The sequence below is a fragment of the Stenomitos rutilans genome, assembly GCF_059505485.1.
In genome coordinates this window covers 70089-86447 of the sequence record NZ_JCACKR010000064.1, presented here as the reverse complement: position 1 = coordinate 86447, position 16359 = coordinate 70089, and the positions used below count along the sequence as shown (strand labels likewise).

18 protein-coding genes and 1 tRNA gene are annotated in these 16359 nt (G+C 51.7%); 15 read left to right on the top strand and 4 right to left on the bottom strand.

Going from position 1 to position 16359, the window contains the following annotated elements; translation table 11 throughout:
• Nucleotides 1-621: 621 nt before the first annotated feature.
• Complete coding sequence (locus AC5JLP_RS12190) at nucleotides 622-882, bottom strand: hypothetical protein (RefSeq protein ID WP_496068180.1); 261 nt, start codon at nucleotides 880-882, stop codon at nucleotides 622-624.
• A gap of 253 nt (nucleotides 883-1135) precedes the next feature.
• Between AC5JLP_RS12190 and AC5JLP_RS12185 the strand changes: the two genes are divergently transcribed.
• Genes AC5JLP_RS12185 through AC5JLP_RS12155 form a run of 7 tightly spaced genes read left to right on the top strand, consistent with a single transcriptional unit; the run spans nucleotide 1136 to nucleotide 6365 of the window.
• The gene (locus tag AC5JLP_RS12185) at nucleotides 1136-1450 is read left to right on the top strand and encodes an urease subunit gamma (protein ID WP_496068179.1); all 315 of its coding nucleotides are present in this window, start codon (nucleotides 1136-1138) and stop codon (nucleotides 1448-1450) included.
• A gap of 4 nt (nucleotides 1451-1454) precedes the next feature.
• On the top strand, nucleotides 1455-1868 hold the full coding sequence (locus AC5JLP_RS12180; protein ID WP_496068178.1) for an urease subunit beta: 414 nt from the start codon (nucleotides 1455-1457) through the stop codon (nucleotides 1866-1868).
• Nucleotide 1869: 1 nt separating this feature from the next.
• Nucleotides 1870-3576, top strand: coding sequence for an urease subunit alpha (gene ureC, locus AC5JLP_RS12175; protein WP_496068177.1), 1707 nt, complete (start codon nucleotides 1870-1872; stop codon nucleotides 3574-3576).
• A 22-nt stretch (nucleotides 3577-3598) separates the two neighbouring features.
• Nucleotides 3599-4231, top strand: coding sequence for an urease accessory protein UreG (gene ureG, locus AC5JLP_RS12170; protein WP_496068176.1), 633 nt, complete (start codon nucleotides 3599-3601; stop codon nucleotides 4229-4231).
• Nucleotides 4228-5154: an urease accessory protein UreD gene (locus tag AC5JLP_RS12165; RefSeq protein ID WP_496068175.1), complete on the top strand. Its 927-nt coding sequence runs from the start codon at nucleotides 4228-4230 to the stop codon at nucleotides 5152-5154. The genes ureG and AC5JLP_RS12165 overlap by 4 nt, the downstream gene beginning before the upstream one ends.
• Nucleotides 5151-5663: an urease accessory protein UreE gene (locus AC5JLP_RS12160; RefSeq protein WP_496068174.1), complete on the top strand. Its 513-nt coding sequence runs from the start codon at nucleotides 5151-5153 to the stop codon at nucleotides 5661-5663. Before AC5JLP_RS12165 ends, AC5JLP_RS12160 begins: the two co-directional genes overlap by 4 nt.
• Nucleotides 5664-5681: 18 nt before the next feature.
• Nucleotides 5682-6365 (top strand): urease accessory protein UreF, encoded by a 684-nt coding sequence (locus AC5JLP_RS12155; protein ID WP_496068173.1) that lies wholly within the window; start codon nucleotides 5682-5684, stop codon nucleotides 6363-6365.
• Nucleotides 6366-6379: 14 nt separating this feature from the next.
• On the opposite strand, the gene AC5JLP_RS12150 is transcribed toward AC5JLP_RS12155, so the two are convergent.
• Nucleotides 6380-6451: transfer RNA gene (locus AC5JLP_RS12150), tRNA-Val, on the bottom strand.
• Nucleotides 6452-6607: 156 nt separating this feature from the next.
• Between AC5JLP_RS12150 and AC5JLP_RS12145 the strand changes: the two genes are divergently transcribed.
• The 4 genes from AC5JLP_RS12145 to AC5JLP_RS12130 all read left to right on the top strand — a co-directional run bounded on the left by AC5JLP_RS12145 (nucleotide 6608) and on the right by AC5JLP_RS12130 (nucleotide 10215).
• Nucleotides 6608-7333, top strand: a complete 726-nt coding sequence (locus tag AC5JLP_RS12145) for a metal-binding protein (protein WP_496068172.1) — start codon at nucleotides 6608-6610, stop codon at nucleotides 7331-7333.
• 281 nt (nucleotides 7334-7614) lie between these two features.
• Nucleotides 7615-8454, top strand: a complete 840-nt coding sequence (mazG, locus tag AC5JLP_RS12140; protein WP_496068171.1) for a nucleoside triphosphate pyrophosphohydrolase — start codon at nucleotides 7615-7617, stop codon at nucleotides 8452-8454.
• 249 nt (nucleotides 8455-8703) lie between these two features.
• On the top strand, nucleotides 8704-9525 hold the full coding sequence (gene larE, locus AC5JLP_RS12135) for an ATP-dependent sacrificial sulfur transferase LarE (RefSeq protein ID WP_496068170.1): 822 nt from the start codon (nucleotides 8704-8706) through the stop codon (nucleotides 9523-9525).
• Between the two features lie 12 nt (nucleotides 9526-9537).
• Entirely contained in the window at nucleotides 9538-10215 is a 678-nt protein-coding gene (locus AC5JLP_RS12130) for a Uma2 family endonuclease (protein WP_496068169.1), read from the top strand.
• 12 nt (nucleotides 10216-10227) lie between these two features.
• On the opposite strand, the gene AC5JLP_RS12125 is transcribed toward AC5JLP_RS12130, so the two are convergent.
• A complete protein-coding gene (locus AC5JLP_RS12125) occupies nucleotides 10228-10704 on the bottom strand; it encodes a GNAT family N-acetyltransferase (protein WP_496068168.1) in 477 nt (158 codons plus the stop codon).
• Nucleotides 10705-10746: 42 nt separating this feature from the next.
• Nucleotides 10747-11073, bottom strand: a complete 327-nt coding sequence (locus tag AC5JLP_RS12120) for a TMEM14 family protein (protein ID WP_496068167.1) — start codon at nucleotides 11071-11073, stop codon at nucleotides 10747-10749.
• Nucleotides 11074-11144: 71 nt separating this feature from the next.
• On the opposite strand from AC5JLP_RS12120, the gene AC5JLP_RS12115 reads away from it, so the two are divergent.
• The 4 genes from AC5JLP_RS12115 (at nucleotide 11145) to AC5JLP_RS12100 (ending at nucleotide 16271) form a co-directional block, all read left to right on the top strand.
• The gene (locus tag AC5JLP_RS12115) at nucleotides 11145-12092 is read left to right on the top strand and encodes an isopenicillin N synthase family dioxygenase (RefSeq protein ID WP_496068166.1); all 948 of its coding nucleotides are present in this window, start codon (nucleotides 11145-11147) and stop codon (nucleotides 12090-12092) included.
• Nucleotides 12093-12608: 516 nt separating this feature from the next.
• Nucleotides 12609-12962, top strand: a complete 354-nt coding sequence (locus AC5JLP_RS12110) for a hypothetical protein (RefSeq protein WP_496068165.1) — start codon at nucleotides 12609-12611, stop codon at nucleotides 12960-12962.
• Between the two features lie 18 nt (nucleotides 12963-12980).
• On the top strand, nucleotides 12981-13592 hold the full coding sequence (locus tag AC5JLP_RS12105) for a DUF1802 family protein (RefSeq protein ID WP_496068164.1): 612 nt from the start codon (nucleotides 12981-12983) through the stop codon (nucleotides 13590-13592).
• Nucleotides 13593-13991: 399 nt separating this feature from the next.
• Nucleotides 13992-16271: an AMIN domain-containing protein gene (locus AC5JLP_RS12100; protein ID WP_496068163.1), complete on the top strand. Its 2280-nt coding sequence runs from the start codon at nucleotides 13992-13994 to the stop codon at nucleotides 16269-16271.
• The last annotated feature ends 88 nt before the right edge of the window (nucleotides 16272-16359 follow it).

Genomic DNA, 16359 nt, shown 5'->3' with positions numbered 1-16359 from the left:
CGATTGCAGAAGCAACCGTACACATAACATAACGAAATTCACAAGACTTGTAAAGCATTGTAAAGAAAATCGTAAGTACGAGTCCCTAATGCCTCTAGGGGCTGTCATCAATTATTCGTACATATGACTTACAGCAGGGGTTCCAGCCCCTAGCCTTGTTTGTTAGAACGGGCGCGATAAGGCTGATACGAAAGCTTTCTGAGCTTAATTGATGACGCGCCCTAGGCTGGAGTGGTAGTCAGTCAACCTTGCTTATGAATGACCAGTAAGGACCGCTGCTTCGTCGTTTGGCAAACAGATGGCTTCTGGATAGCTCTACAGCATGAAACTGTACGCTGATTAAAAGCCTGCAATTAAACTGACGATCTTGTAAAGCGGTCAGCCTTTAGCAGCCAGCCTTTAGCTTTTCCAGTATGTTCGGGTTAATTGTGTCCGTTTACTTGCCGCTAAGGATGCACGGGTTTTTGTAAGAAGGGTTTTTGGCTTCCCCTTCTACCCCTCAAACTGCCTCTATTAATTACACCCGCTACTTAACTCTGTTGCATTCTCATTGGACTCAACTCAGCCTACAGCTACGTGCAGGGTCATCAGAGGTGCGATCGCGCCTCTGATGCAACTATCTTAACCGTGACGATTCACCTCTGCTTGCAGCCAAGTGTCTACAGGCTGACCATCTTTGCGGCGGAGTTCAACTTCTACAGCCATGACTTGTCCTGATCCAGGAGGGGCAGGTTTTTGGTGAAACAACACATCGTAGGCACCAGGGTCTTCATTGCGCTCCTTCAGCCAGTCTTGCACCTTCAGCGTGGCAAAAAATGACTGCCCCTGCTCAAACATGCGGGTGATTTCCATCTGAAGCGTAAAAGGATTGAACCGGGGCATGGTTAAACCTCATGCAGTGCCGCGCTTATTCTAACTTAAGTGGCAAGAATGGGCATCAGCTTGCGCTGCCAAGAAAGTAGGACGTTTGACAAGTTCACCCTTACTTAATGCAGCAAGGCTCGATTTCGGGCGAAAACTTGTTGCCAAGTAAAGCGGAACTTATCTGATCGCACCATTTTGTAACTCTCGCTACTCATCAATCTCGGCAGAAGCAGTGTAATGCGGGAGTTATTCAAGGTCGTGGAGAGTTGATGTGTACTTGACTCCTAGAGAAATGGAGCGGTTAACGATTTTTACAGCGGCAGAAATTGCCCGTCGTCGAAAGGAAAAAGGTCTCAAGCTGAATGTGCCAGAAGCGATCGCCTATATCACCGATGCCATGATTGAGGGTGCACGCGAAGATAAAAGTGTGGCGGAACTTATGTCTGAGGGCGCGACCTTGTTGGCGATCGAGGATGTGCTGCCGGGTGTCACCGAACTGATTCCGCTGATTCAGGTGGAAGCGCACTTTGCGGATGGCACCAAGCTGATCAGTATTCATCATCCCATTCGTAGCGCTGGAGCGTGATGCTATGACCCATGTTTCTAATGCCTTTCCAGGGGAAGTGTTGTGTGCTCCTGGAACCCTGCAACTCAATGCTGGAAGAGCCACCAAAACTCTGATAATCGCGAATTTAGGTGATCGTCCCATCCAAGTAGGTTCCCACTATCACTTTTTTGAAGTGAACCGCGCTTTGCAATTCGATCGCGCTGAGGCGTACGGATTTCGGCTGGATATTCCCGCAGGAACGGCGGTACGGTTTGAACCAGGCGACACCAAAACGGTGGCTCTCGTAGCGATCGGTGGTACACGCCAAATCCAGGGACTCAACAGCCTGGTGAATCAAGCGTTAGATGATCCCGACGCGAAAGCAGCGGCATTAGAGCGTGTGCGATCGCTGGGTTACAGTACGCGTTCTACAGAGAACGAGCCAGTCGAGGAATGATATGGAAATTAGTCGGGAACGTTATGCCGAGTTGTTTGGCCCCACAACGGGCGATCGCATTCGGTTAGGAGACACGTCTTTAATCGCTGAAGTCGAGCGAGACACTACGATTTATGGCGATGAATGTGTGTTCGGTGGTGGTAAGACATTGCGTGATGGTTTGGGGCTGGCTCCTGGTGTGACGGCAGCAGAGGGCGCGTTGGATCTGGTGATCACAAATGTCGTGCTAATGGATCCCGTGCAGGGCATTGTTAAAACCGACATCGGCATCAAAGAGGGTCGGATCGTTGGCATTGGTAAAGCAGGCAACCCCGGCGTGATGGATGGCGTGCAGCCAAATCTGGTGATTAGTGCGAATACCGATGTGCGATCGGCAGAAGGGTTGATTGCCACTCCGGGCGGCATTGATTGCCACGTTCACTATGACAGCGCTGGACTCTGTGCCGAAGCCCTCTCTAGTGGACTGACCACCATGATTGGCGGTGGCTTAGGTCCGGTAACGGTGGGGATTTGCTCCGGTGGAGCCTACAACATGGGCTTGATGCTGCAAGCGTCTGAAGGCTTTGCCATGAACTTTGGGTTTCTCGGCAAAGGGAGTTCCAGCCTGCCTGCCAGCCTGGTGGAACAGGTGGAAGGGGGCGCGATCGGACTCAAGATCCATGAAGATTGGGGTGCGATGCCTGCTCTGATTGATACTTGTCTTTCAGTTGCCGATGACTATGACCTTCAGGTGCAAATTCATACCGATACCTTGAATGAGTCGGGCTATGTGGAAGATACATTGGCAGCGATTCGCGGTCGCACCATCCACATGTATCACACAGAAGGCGCAGGCGGTGGACACGCGCCAGACATTATTAAAGTGGCATCTTACTCGTACTGCCTGCCGTCTTCCACCAATCCTACCAATCCTTACACCGTCAACACTTTTGATGAACACCTAGATATGGTGATGGTGTGTCATCACCTCAACCCCAAAGTGCCAGAGGATGTTGCCTTTGCCGAATCCCGTATTCGGGCTGAAACCATCGCGGCAGAAGACATCTTGCACGATATGGGTGCAATCAGCATGATGGGTTCAGATAGTCAGGGCATGGGACGCATTGGCGAAGTCATCTGTCGTACCTGGCAGTTGGCATCAAAAATGAAAGACCAACGCGGCGCGTTACCAGAAGATAGTGAGCGTAATGACAATCAGCGCATTCTACGGTATCTGGCAAAGTACACCATCAATCCAGCCAAAACCTGTGGCATTGATGCTCATGTGGGTTCCATTGAACCCGGCAAAGTTGCAGATATTGTGCTGTGGCAACCGGGATTCTTTGGCATCAAGCCAGAACTCATCATCAAAGGCGGCTTTATTGCCTGGTCGCCGATGGGTGAATCTAATGCCTCGCTGATGACCTGTGAACCGATTCTCTATCGTCCCCAGTGGGGTAGTTTTGGCAGTGCGAAGCAAACTACTTCATTTTGCTTTGTTACTCAAACTGCGCTGGATCAGGGGTTGCCTGACAAGCTAAAGCTACGCAAACAACTGCTACCTGTGAAAGGAACGCGATCACTCAGCAAAGCGGATATGTTGCATAACAACGCTTGCCCTGAAATTGAGGTTGATCCAGACACATTCCAGGTACGAGTCAATGGTGAAATTGCTACCTGCGAGCCAGTCTCGCGGGTGCCGTTAGGACGGCTGTATTTGTTTCGGTAAATCCATATTGAAGGCAAAAACGATGCCAAAATCAGTCGCTCGTTTAGGAATAGGGGGTCCCGTTGGTAGCGGTAAAACGGCACTGCTAGAACGGTTGGTGCCGTTGCTAATGCAGCAAGGCATTGAAGTAGCGGTTGTTACTAATGATTTATTAACGCAGGAAGATGCTGATCGCCTCAAACGCAAAGGCTTTTTGCCCACCGATCGGATTATTGGTGTGAAAACGGGAAGTTGCCCCCATACCGCCATTCGCGAAGATCCCACCATGAATCTGCTAGCGATTCGCAATCTGGAGCGGTCGTTTCCTAAACTTGATCTTGTCTTTGTGGAAAGTGGGGGTGACAATCTCGCCTCGACCTTCAGCTATGACTTAATCGATGCGTATATCTTTGTGCTGGATGTGGGTGCTGGTGATGATATTCCCCGCAAAAATGGGCCGGGTTTTATGCAGGCAGACTTAGTGGTCATTAACAAAATTGACCTTGCCCCCTATGTGGAAGCTGATTTAGATCTGATTCATCGCGAAGCCACAGAACGCCGACGTGGTAAACCGATCGCCTATACCAACTGCAAAACAGGTGAAGGGTTGGATCAGGTGATGCAATTCATCTTTGACAAATTGCTATTTCGATCGATGCGGGTATTAGCTCAATGACTTTGATGGAAACCAGCATAAACGGTAGACAAACAGCAGACATGGTTGCTGCACTCAGCAAACCATCAACCACAACGTTAGAGCATGCCGTCTTGCACAATCATCTTTCTGTGCAAATGGGGTTGGATCACAACCATCACTCCTTCGTGCAGCGGCAGTATGCCACCTACCCCTTCAGGCTCTCACGGGCATTACGGCTTGACTCCACCAATGCCCATCGCATCTATCTTTACATCATGAATTCGTCACCTGGTCTGCTGGGTGGTGACGCATTTCAGATTGGTATTCGGCTGAGCGATCGTACAGCCCTTTATCTCACCGATCAGTCAGCAACGAAGGTGCATCGAATGGCGACGGGGCAACGTGCTCGCGTTCATTACAAGATTGAAATCGGCTCTGGTGCAAGCTTAGAGTATGTTCCAGAACCCATCATCCTCTACCGTGATGCCAATCTACAACAAACAATGCAAGTCATGTTGGCACCGACTGGAAGCCTCTTTCTCAGCGACATTATGGTTCCCGGTCGGTTAGCACGAGGCGAATACTTTCACTTTCATCAGTATTGCAATCGGCTGCAAGTTTACACACCCGCTGGAGACTTAGTTTTCACCGATGCTATGAAGCTGAAGGGGCAGGTTGAATCTCCTTTCCGTAGCCCTATTTTTGCCTCTCAACCCATCCTCGCCAGCGTTATCCTGGTTGTGCCTGATACTGACCTGTACGCTTTGAGCCTGGATTTAGAACAGGTTACTCACGCACAAGCAGATTTAACGGTTGCCAGTTCTGCCTTACCCAACTGTAATGGCTTGCTGGTGAGAGTAATGGCAAGAAATGTACCGATCGCCAAAGCTTACATCAACTATGCCTTGTCGAAAATGCGCCAGCTCAACAGACAGCCTGCCTTACCGGAGGTACCCAAATGACAATCCTGGCAGAGACGTATTTAGGCAATCAAGAGACTGACCCTACCTTGCAGCAGCAAGTGGCGCAAGCTCGACACGCAGGAGATTTGCTAGAGGTTTACTTAAAGACAGACGATCGCGCCAAAGGTCGGATTCATGCCCACTCTACAACTGGCGTTGGGATTGGCATCATGAAAAGTCGTGATCACGCTTTAAATGCAGGTGATGTCTTTGTCACTCAAGCAAACCAACTCTTGCTCATCCATCTTCATGCTCAAGCTGTGATGGTATTAAGCTTTAACGGTGATGCCACGGGTCACGCTATTGCTCTCATTTACCTGGGTCATGTGCTCGGCAACCACCATTGGTCAGTGCTAGTGCAGAACGATCGCATTTATGTGGAAATGGTGGCTGATCCAGCCGTGATGGAAGCCACGGTGAGAAGCGTTAATATCCCAGGTTTGTGCATTGACTATGAAGTGCGATCGCCAGACGCACCACTGCAATTCTCATCTCACTCTCATCATTGAAGTTACAAGCTGCTTGCTATGGTTGATTCTCGGCTTGCCTTAATGCAATTGTCTGATTCCTTTTTTCCATCCGGCTCCTTTACGCTGTCTTACGGATTAGAAAGTCTGGTGCAGACCAATCAGGTCTGTACTGCTCAGGATGTAGAAACGTTTCTTCACCTGCTGTTGCACCATAAAGTCGGTTGCTCCGATCTGGTTGCCCTTGTGCATGCGTATCGCGCCAGCGTTACCAACGAATTCAGTGAAATCCAACGAGCCGACGCTTGCCTCTATGCCCAAACGCTTATTCAATCCACCCGTGAAGCGCAACGCCGAAGCGGACATGCACTGTTGATGGTGGCCCGATCGACCTGGCGCGACCAGCAACTAGAAGCATTACAGGACGCGATCGATGCAAAGCAAATGACTGGCTTGCATCCGATCGTCTTTGCGGTTGTGGGTCGTGCCGTGCATTTGAGCGAGAGCGACACTAGCGTTGCCTTCCTCCACAGCTTTATCACTGGAGTTGTTGGAGCCGCCATACGCTTGGGCGTTTTGGGGCACTTGAGCGCACAAATTCTTCTTTCTACGATGGCGGCAGAAATAGAGCTGCTTGTGAAGCAAACCCCATCGTCCTTAGATGAAATGTGGTCATGTACACCGACGATCGACGTGGCTCAAATGTCCCATCAACGCCTGAATAGCAAACAGTTTGCGACTTGATATGACAATAAAAATGGGCAGTACAAGATTCGAACTTGTAACATCCTGCTTGTAAGGCAGGCGCTCTACCGTTGAGCTAACCGCCCGAAGGAGTGTGCTTTGGACACAGTTATTAATAATAACAGATGCTACGCCTTTGTTCACGTTCTTCCTCAGAAAGCATCAAGCGATAAATTTGCTCCAAAACCTTCAGTCAGTGCGTTTGTACCTGTTACGATGCTGTCAGCGTTGTCTGTCTCTATATGCCTTCCGGTCGGACGCACGACAGTATTACTCTGTGGAGTTTGCCGCTGCTTGCTGGGTTAACCTTTGCAAGCACTCAAAGCAGTAGCCTGACGCTCTTTGTGTCTGGCAGCTACCTCTTTAGCGGGCTGATGTTCGGTCCCGATTTGGATGTGTATTCGCACCAATACAAGCGCTGGGGGCCGTTGCGGTGGATCTGGCTACCCTATCGGCGCAGTATGCGTCACCGATCGTTCTGGTCGCACGGGCCGATTGCAGGCACGATCGTGCGAGTTGCCTATTTGCTCATCTGGGTAGGGCTTTTCGGTAGCTGTGGGATGCTCGCAAGTGCGATTATCGCTCAACTTGCAGGTAAAGCCAACGATTGGTTTGTGCTCGCTCAGCAATGGTGGAGCCGCAGCGTTGTGTTTTTGGGACAGGCACCTTTGGAATACCCAACCGAAGCAATCGCGATCGCCTTGGGACTTGAACTGGGTGCACTCAGCCACTCATTGAGTGATTGGCTGGCGTCAGCCTACCGACGTGCTGTCACCAGACGCATCAAGAAACCTTCCCCGTCAACCAAGCAGATACCTCTACCACCAGAACGTTCGCTGCCACCAGAAAACATGGTGACACAACAGCCGTCTTCTCAACGATCGACACTACCTGCACCGCAACCACAGGTTCGCCGCGAAGCTCAACTGCCACCTTTTGGTCGAAAAAGTGAGAGGAGTGAAGAGTGAGAAAAAGGCAAAAGGTAAAAAGGATAGGACTTACGCAAGAGCGGTCGTCTTTCGCCCCCTAACCCCCAATTCATAGCCCTATCGGGCATACCCTTCGGGAAGCAAGCTACAAGAAAGGGGGAACCAAGCCAATTAAAGTCCCTAGAATTGGGGGCTAGGGGGCCAAATGCGTAAGTCCCAAAGGATAGAGTTTGGGGCTAACGTTGACCATTGGCGGCTGATCACTGATCGCTGACTCCTGACCGCTAAAGTAGATAAAGATCAGTCATTTCTAACTCTGCATGTCTATTTCTGAGCCATCTCCTGAGCCTTTAGAACTGCGAACTGCCATGTTAGACGCCGTGCAGCAGCTAGTTGCTGTAGTTGCGCAGTTGCGATCGCCCAATGGTGGTTGCCCGTGGGATCTGGCACAAACGCCTGAAAGCCTAACCCCCTACGTGATTGAAGAAGCTTATGAAACGATTGATGCGATTCAAAGCGGTGATGCGAAGGCTGTATGTGAAGAACTGGGCGATCTGCTGTTACAGGTTGTGCTTCAGGCTCAAATCGCCAGCGAAACCAATCAGTTTAGCCTTACAGACGTCGTTCAAGGCATTAGCGAGAAGCTCATCCGTCGCCATCCACATGTGTTTGGGGATGTGAATGTCGAAACAATGGCTGATGTGCATCGTCATTGGGAGCAAATTAAGGCGATCGAGAAAGGTGAAGATCCAAATGCAACACCGCTCTTGAGCAAAAAGCTGAGTCGGTATGCTCGATCATTACCGCCTCTGATGGCCGGCATGAAAATCTCTCGCAAAGCAGCAGAAGCTGGCTTTGAGTGGGAGGCAATTGAGGGCGTATGGGCCAAGTTTCAGGAAGAACTCGCTGAATTTAAGGAAGCCCTTACAGAACAAGACAAAGCCCATCAAGAAGCCGAACTGGGCGACCTCCTGTTCACGGTCATCAATCTTGCTCGCTGGTACGATTTAGACCCTAGTGCAGCCCTGCAAGGCACCAATCAACGTTTCATCCAGCGGCTAGAACAAATGGAGGCTGTTGCCGATCGACCCCTTGCTGACTATAGCTTGGAGCAGCTAGAGATGCTCTGGCAGCAGGCAAAGGTGAAGCTGAAGCAATAACCGCTGTAAGACCAGCCACCAATTTGATCGCACTCCTCAAAAACCGCAATCTTTGGGTTGAGCTTTGCAACGCTTCGATCTACTGCCTTCAAGCATGTAGAGGCGAAAACGAGGTTCGTCACGTTACGCTAAAGCAAGTGGGCTAATCAGTGTTTAGGTGCTGTAACGATGGGGGCGAGCATGCTTATCGTTGCAGCATGGAAAGCGATTTATTGCCTGAAGGGGTTCATCCGATAGAGAGAAGGATCTATGTTGCTGGATAAGCTTGAAAAACTGAACACGTTGTTTGCTGGCATGGAACGGGCGCTGATTGCCTATTCTGGCGGTATTGATAGTACGCTGGTCGCAAAGATTGCCTATGATGCTTTGGGCGATCGTGCCCTTGCGATCACAGCCGTTTCACCGTCCCTTCTGCCCGAAGATTTGGAAGATGCTTGCGTGCAAGCGGCTGAAATTGGCATTGCCCATGAACTGGCGCAAACGCACGAAATGGATAACCCCAACTACACGGCAAACCCAGCGAATCGCTGCTATTTCTGCAAAAGCGAACTGCACGATACATTGAGGCCTCTGGCGTTGGAGCGGGGCTATCCCTATGTGATTGATGGCGTGAATGCGGATGATCTGTTCGACTACCGACCGGGCATTCAAGCCGCGAAGGAACGGGGTGCCCGATCGCCCCTTGCTGAAGTCGGCATTAGCAAAGTCGAAGTACGCGAACTGGCTAAGCATTTGGGACTGTCCTGCTGGGACAAACCCGCGCAGCCCTGCCTCAGTTCACGCTTTCCCTACGGTGAAGAGATTACGATCGCCAAACTACAGCGCGTGGGCCGAGCCGAAGCCATGCTGCGACGGATGGGGTTACGAACCTTTCGCGTGCGATCGGAGTTCGATACGGCACGCATCGAACTCCCTGCCGAGCAGTTGAAAGAGTTCGTCTTAACAACGGATCTGCCCACGTTAGTCGAAAAATTCCAGTCTGTCGGCTTTCTCTACGTCACCCTTGACCTGGAAGGATTTCGGAGTGGTAAGCTCAATCAGGTGCTTCAGTTTGCTACGGCTGAAAAATGAGGACAAGCTGATATGACGCGATCGCCTGCCCTGAACCAAGACATCATCTATCCCGACAGCGATGGACAACCCATGTCTGACAATACCAGGCAGTTTAATTGGATTGTCTACATCAAGCTCGGCTGCGAAGCTCTGTTTAAAGACGACTCCAATGTTTTTGTAGCAGGCGATTTACTCTGGTATCCGGTTGAAGGCGATAATACCATTCGAGCGGCACCCGATACGATGGTTGTGTTTGGTCGTCCCAAAGGCGATCGGGGATCTTACCAGCAGTGGAAAGAAGACAACATTGCGCCTCAAGTGGCCTTTGAAGTGCTGTCCCCCGGTAACACGCTGGTTGGTATGGCAAAAAAGTTCCGCTTCTACGAGCGCTATGGCGTCGAGGAGTATTACCTTTACGATCCCGACAAAGGAGATTTCAGCGGCTGGTTACGGTCTGGAGACTTTCTGGAAGTAATTGAAGAGCCGATCGGGTGGGTCAGTCCTCGCCTCAAAGTCCGCTTTGAACTGGTCGATGAGGCGCTAGAGATTTACCGTCCCGATGGGGAGAGGTTTGCAACCTATCTAGAACTAATCGAGCAGAACCAGCAAGCTCGACGGCAGCTAGAACAAGAACGGGAGCGATCGGACAAGCTAGCCGCCAAGCTAAAAGAATTGGGCATTAACCCAGAGGATTTAGAAGAACTCTGACTGCGGATTTGTTTAGGCAAGCCTTTCAAGCTGCATGAATTTTATACCGTCTTGCGATCGCTTAAACTCGCAAGCTCTCTCAAAGCCAAGTTTGTAAAATGTCTTGAGCGATCGTTCATTAAACGCAGCGACTGTGACTCGAAATTTAGCTGGCGAGAACTGAACTCTACCAAATTGAAGCACCGCATCCACAAAATTGCTGCCAAGACCGCTTCCAGTTTTATCTGGATGCATCCCAACCCCAACATCCAAAATCGCTGGCTCTTGCTCGCTATAGCTGCCGCCTGCAACTCTCGCTTCTTTGCCAAAGCAGCAATAGCCAATCAATGCCTGTTTTTGGTCAAGCACACTGTAATAGCGGTTTGTTGGTTCCCAGAGTAATGAGCAGTCCTCTTCTGACAAGTCATACAGCGAAAAGGGCGGTTCGTATCTCCAAGCAGAAATTTCTCTCGCTTGCTTGATCGAGATTTGGTAGACCGCAAGCTTCATGCGCTTAGTGACAGCCTTGTGACAGCGTCATTTTTGAAAGCATTAAATGTTAGCGGTGGTTGCCCAACCGATCGCAAACCCAATGCCCGCCACCAAACTCAAAACGGCGAGTAATCCTCCGGGCATAAATTTGCCAGTCTTGCGAAAGCGGAGTGCGAAGACAACCAGTAGCGCCAACGCAATCACAGTCGCCAGTGCTAACCCGATCGCAGGATTTTGCAGACTAATGTACCAGGCGATCGCCAGTGCTACACCGCTACCTAACCCTGAGATCAGTGATTGATTGCTCTTGGCTTTGATATAACCGACAATGCCACCGATCGCCACAAGCAGTGCGTAGACTAAAATGAGCCAGATAATCGTTGCCAAAGGGGTGCCTCCTTTTTCTCAACATCTCACACCCTACACCGTATTTTGACCATTCGCGTCTCGCTGTCATAATGCTTCTTACACAGACCATTCCCGTTTTAGATTTGCGCGATTTTCATACGGACGATCGTCGCCAAACGTTTGTCACCCAGATGGGCAGCGCTTTAGAAGACACAGGCTTTTTTGCCCTGACGCACCACAGCGTTGATGCCAATCTGATTCAAACGGCCTATGCTGTGACGCAAGCCTTCTTTACACTGCCAGAAGCGGTGAAGCTTCGGTATGAAAATCCTGCTCTGCATGGACAGCGCGGTTTTACACGCTTTGGACGCGAACATGCAAAAGATCACCCCGTTCCCGACCTCAAGGAATTCTGGCATGTTGGGCGAGCACTGGCTCCCGACCACCCTTTGGCGGCTGCGTATCCAGCCAACCTGTCACCGACTGAAGTGCCACAGTTTGCCTCCGTGATGAATCAGCTTTATGCGCAGTTGGAGGCGTGTGCTACGGAGCTACTCAAGGCTTGCGCTCTGTATCTGGGCGAGTCAGAAAACTGGCTAAGCGACATGATGCGCGATAGTGACACCATTCTTCGCGTGATTCACTATCCGCCGATCGCGCCAGATGTCCATCCTGCCAGCTTACGAGCAGCGGCTCATGAAGATATCAACCTCATCACGCTCTTATGCGAAGCCACGGATGATGGGCTGGAATTACTGCAAAGAGACGGCACTTGGCGAACGATCCGAGCGCTACCAGGGCAAATCATTGTCGATAGTGGAGATATGCTGCAACAACTCACCAACGGCTTGCTCAAAAGCACGACTCATCGCGTGGTGAATCCGGTTGACGGACGCGATCGACGCTTTTCGATGCCATTCTTTGCACACCCACGCCCTGAAGTCGATCTCACGCCCCTTTCAAATTGCGTCGCCAGAACTAACCAGCCACCCTTCCCCCGCATCACGGCTGGCGCTTACCTACAACAGCGCTTACGCGAGATTGGCCTGGTAGGGTGAAGAAAGGCTAAAGGCTAAAAACTGATGGTTAGTTATTCAAAATTCGCTCAGCCTTTATCCTTCTCTACCTCACCCTCCCGCAGCAAATGTCACCATAATGGCAACCGAAAGGAGAATGCCTGGAGACAGCATCAGCACTAGCATCAGAAGGTCGTGTGTGTTCATCGTTGCCTTTTGTGATCAAAATTTGAGTGAGTGGAAGGTGCTACGATTCGCCTGCCTGTGAGCCACTCGATCGTGAACTGTCTTCATCCTAGTGAACGATGCTCGCGTCCTTACCGCTAAAGCATTGAGAAATGCTGAAGATTGCAATGATCGCGAACCGACGTTTAGACGTAAGGTAAGGAGAGCAGCAACTGACGGCTGATCACTGATGGCTAATGGCTGATCGCTTTGAAAGGCTGAAGGGGCTGAAAGCTGTAGCTTACTTCTGCGTTGTGGTCGGCTGACCGCTGTAGCGTGCTTCCCAGAGGGTTGGCTGATCGCTTTAGAATGGAGTCCAACGTTGAGTCAACTATGAGTAACTTTTCTTTTGATGACCTGTTGCGACGAGATTTTCTCAGAGGGCTGGGTCTGTGGATCGTCATTGAAATCGTCAGTTTTCTCGTACTGCCAGGGCTTGGAGCCATTCAACCGGGCGATCGACTCAAGTTTTGGTTTGGCCTGAGTATTCCGCTGGGGATCGGTGGGGCGCTGCTGTTGGGCGGGAGCTCTCGTTTTGTCGCCCTCACAAATGAGCGGATGGCTAGCGGCAACAAAACATTGCTCACCCTTCTGGGACAATTTGGTGGGTCGATCGGTATTGCGGGTATTCTCTTTCCCTTTGTCATGGCGGCGGGCGAATTTCTCGCCAAAATTTTTGATCGGTAGAGAAGAGGGAACGGTGAGATGGCAGGTATAGAGTCAATAGCGCTGCCAATGACCCATGCGCTGAAAGAATGGCAGGTTGCTGTACACGCTTTGGAGCAGGGTGAGACGATCTTGCTGCTGCGGAAAGGAGGCATCCGCGACGCTAGAGGCACGTTTACAGTCGCCCACGAGCGTTTCTGGCTATATCCCACCCATGAGCATCAGCGATCGCATCTGGTCAAAGAGCAATATGCCGATGCAATCACGCCTGTCGAACCGGGTTGGCATCCTGAAACTGTCCGCATTGCTTCGTGGGCGCAGATTATCGATCGCTTTGAGGTTAGCGACGCGGCAGTCGTGGCGGCACTGCACCCGTTTCACATTTGGCATGAGACCTTTGTGGTAGAGCGGCTGAAGTGGAAACCTAGCCAACCCCTGTCGATTCTTTTGTTGCGGGTTTATACCCTACCGCAACCGCAAATGCTTTCGTATGAAGCAGCGTATGGTGGGTGCAAATCGTGGCTTGACCTAACGCCGATGAGTGCACAGCATGCAAGCCTGATGGAAGGCTCAGAAAATCTGCCAGTGCTAGGGGATGCTGACTATGCTGCTCAACGCGAGGCGATTCAGGCAATCATAGCGCCGTGGTAAGTGAGTCACGCTTGGCGTGAAAATGCTGCTATGAATGAAATTTTGTGAATAACCCTGTCAACCCCTATATCTGGTGCCATGATAAAGGGGCATTTAAGGTGCTGACCCTAAATAGATTCTCTGGGTGATTCTCTAGATAGGGTATAAGGTCAGTTGTGTGTTTGCAGTTGAAGTCGGTTCTAGTGCGCGATCGGAGCAACCATCGCTTTGCGTTTAGTTTCTTAGCACCGTTCTGGTTGAAGACGTTTTCCTATATCTCAAGCGCAAATGCTTCGGTGATGATGGCGGCTACTTCTTCTCCAAGGGGTATGCGTTGGTAGTCAAATACTCCAGTTGCGACTATCCTTAAAGCCAGATCAACCGAACACCAGATTCGTTGGACAGGTTCAGCTCAAAGTGATGCAAAGCCAGAAATTCGCTCCAAATGTTCATCCTAAACCGAAACGGCTCTTGATCCAGCAATCAGGTGTGCAACGGTTGTTGAGCGCTACCATTGCTGCGATCGGGGTTGTGACGGCTGAGGTGACTGTTCTTGCGGCGCAGGCTGCCTCCCTGACGCAATGGAGTTTTGATCCAGCGGCAAACCAGCTCGAAATTACGGTCAAAGATGGCACAACGCCCCGCTACTTTCTGATGGCTCAGCCTGCTCGCATTGTGCTCGATCTTCCCGGTACGGCTGTTGGGTCTGTCAGCGCTCAACAAACCTATGCGGGTGCCGTGCGTCAGATTCGGGTGTCTCAGTTTGAGCCAGGTCTGGCCCGCATTGTGATGGAAATTTCCCCAGGCGTTTCACTGGCACCAGGACAGGTGAAGTTGCAGAAGGTTGGTAATGGAACGGCTCCATCAGGCACCTCTCGTTGGGTCTTGCAACCGCTGATTACAAAGTCGCTGACTGCCAATGTCGCCACGGTGAAGCCATCTACCTCTGCTCCATCTACGGCACGTGTCCCCAAACCAATAGCCACAAAGCCCTCGATCGTGCCATCTACCCCTGTCCAGCCGACTCGTGCAGAGACCTCGATCGCACCATCTCAAGCGCCGTCTGGCAGCAACGCGACCTCAAAGCCTGCCGAAACCGCTATGCCAGCCGTCTCAAGCGACCCAACGGCGGACAGTAGCCGCGATCGTCAGCCTACGGTTGCGGTTCCTAACCTGGCGGCAGCAACGGTACCCATGACATCGCCTCTGACGGCGATTACACCGACTCCATCCGCGACCCAGCCTGCTGCTCTAGCACCAGTGCTGCCATCCCCGCCTACACCTGAGACACAAACACCCACACCACCGCCACCAGCAGCAACCCCTCCAGTTGATCCCAATGTGGCAGTCGATACTCAACGTGGCGTGGCGATCGCGGTACCTGCGCCAGGTACGCTTTCGACCGTTACAGGAGCACCGCTTCAGACACCTGCTACCAATGCTCAGGCTGCTAGCTCTCCGCCAATAGCACGGGTTGAACCATCTGAGGCTGCTCGTTTGCGTGCCACAGCCAAACCAGTCATGGCAGCGCCCCCTACGACGGCTTTAGCACCCAGCGTCAGCGTACCGCCATTGAACACGTTGAATGCTCCCCCTGGGACACCCAGTACGCCTGATGCCCAAACCACAAACACTCAAGCAAGGCAACCCGACGCCCCATCGAGTCTTCCGTCTGGTAGATCACTTCCGGCTGCAAGTACGCAACCGAGTGTGAGCGTTCCACCGCTCATTCAGGTTGGCACCCCCGATCTGGGCTTGGCGAATGGCACACCAGCGAATGCTTCAGCCCCTCCCATGTCGGTTTTTGCTCCGAATGCGTCGATCGAACCCCCTGTAAGCGTGCCGCCGTTACAGAAAACCCCACCGCTGCAACCGCTAGATGCCCCTACCGCCGTACCCATTAGGCCAGCACAGACCTCCTACGATGCCAATACGATTAGACAGCCGTCCTCAAGCGCAGACCTTGCGCCACCGCTGAATGTGGTGCCATTGCAAGCACCTGTACAGCAGGCTGCTGCACCCTTACCAACGGCAGTTCCAGGGTACAATGCCGATACCATTAAGCAGCCGCCATCTCAAGTGGCCTCGGCCTCAGTTGTTGAATTTGGTCAACCGCTGCCTGCAAAAAACAGTGCTGTAAGGCCAAGTCAACCGCTCAATGGTCTGACCACATCTCAAGGTGTGCGCCAAGCCTTCAAGCCAACCGCTCCAGATGTTTTGTTGCCTGTTGGCACCGTGCTCAATCTGCGCTATCCCGGTGAGGAAACGCTGCTGTTGCAAACCGCTCGTCCGCAGCAAGAAGTGATGGTGCTGCTCACAGAATTGCGTGACGCGTCTGGCAACCTTTTAGCCCCCGCTGGCAGTGCTGTCACGGGACGCTTTGAAACCACGACCAGCGGTAGCCAGTTTGTGACGCAGGCGATCGCAGTCTCAGGTCGTACTATTCCACTCACCGCACAATCTGACACACTAGATGGTAGCCGGAAAGTGCAAGGCAACAACTTGGCAGTTAATTCTGGCATTGGGCTAGTGGCAGGCGGCGTGCTGGGGGCTGTGGGCGGTTCGGCTGGGCTAGGTGCGATCGGTGGAGCGGCGGCTGGAGCGGCGGCTACACTACTAACAGCACCCAAGCCTGCTGCCATTCAACCTGGTCAGGTGGTGCAGGTGCGTTTAACCCAAGACCTTCGGAGTTTCGAGTAAGGTTTGTAGCGCCGTTCATGCAAAACCATTCATAAAAAGAGAGCCGCAACAGTTAAGTCATGACTCTCTTTGAGACGGTTTGGATTCT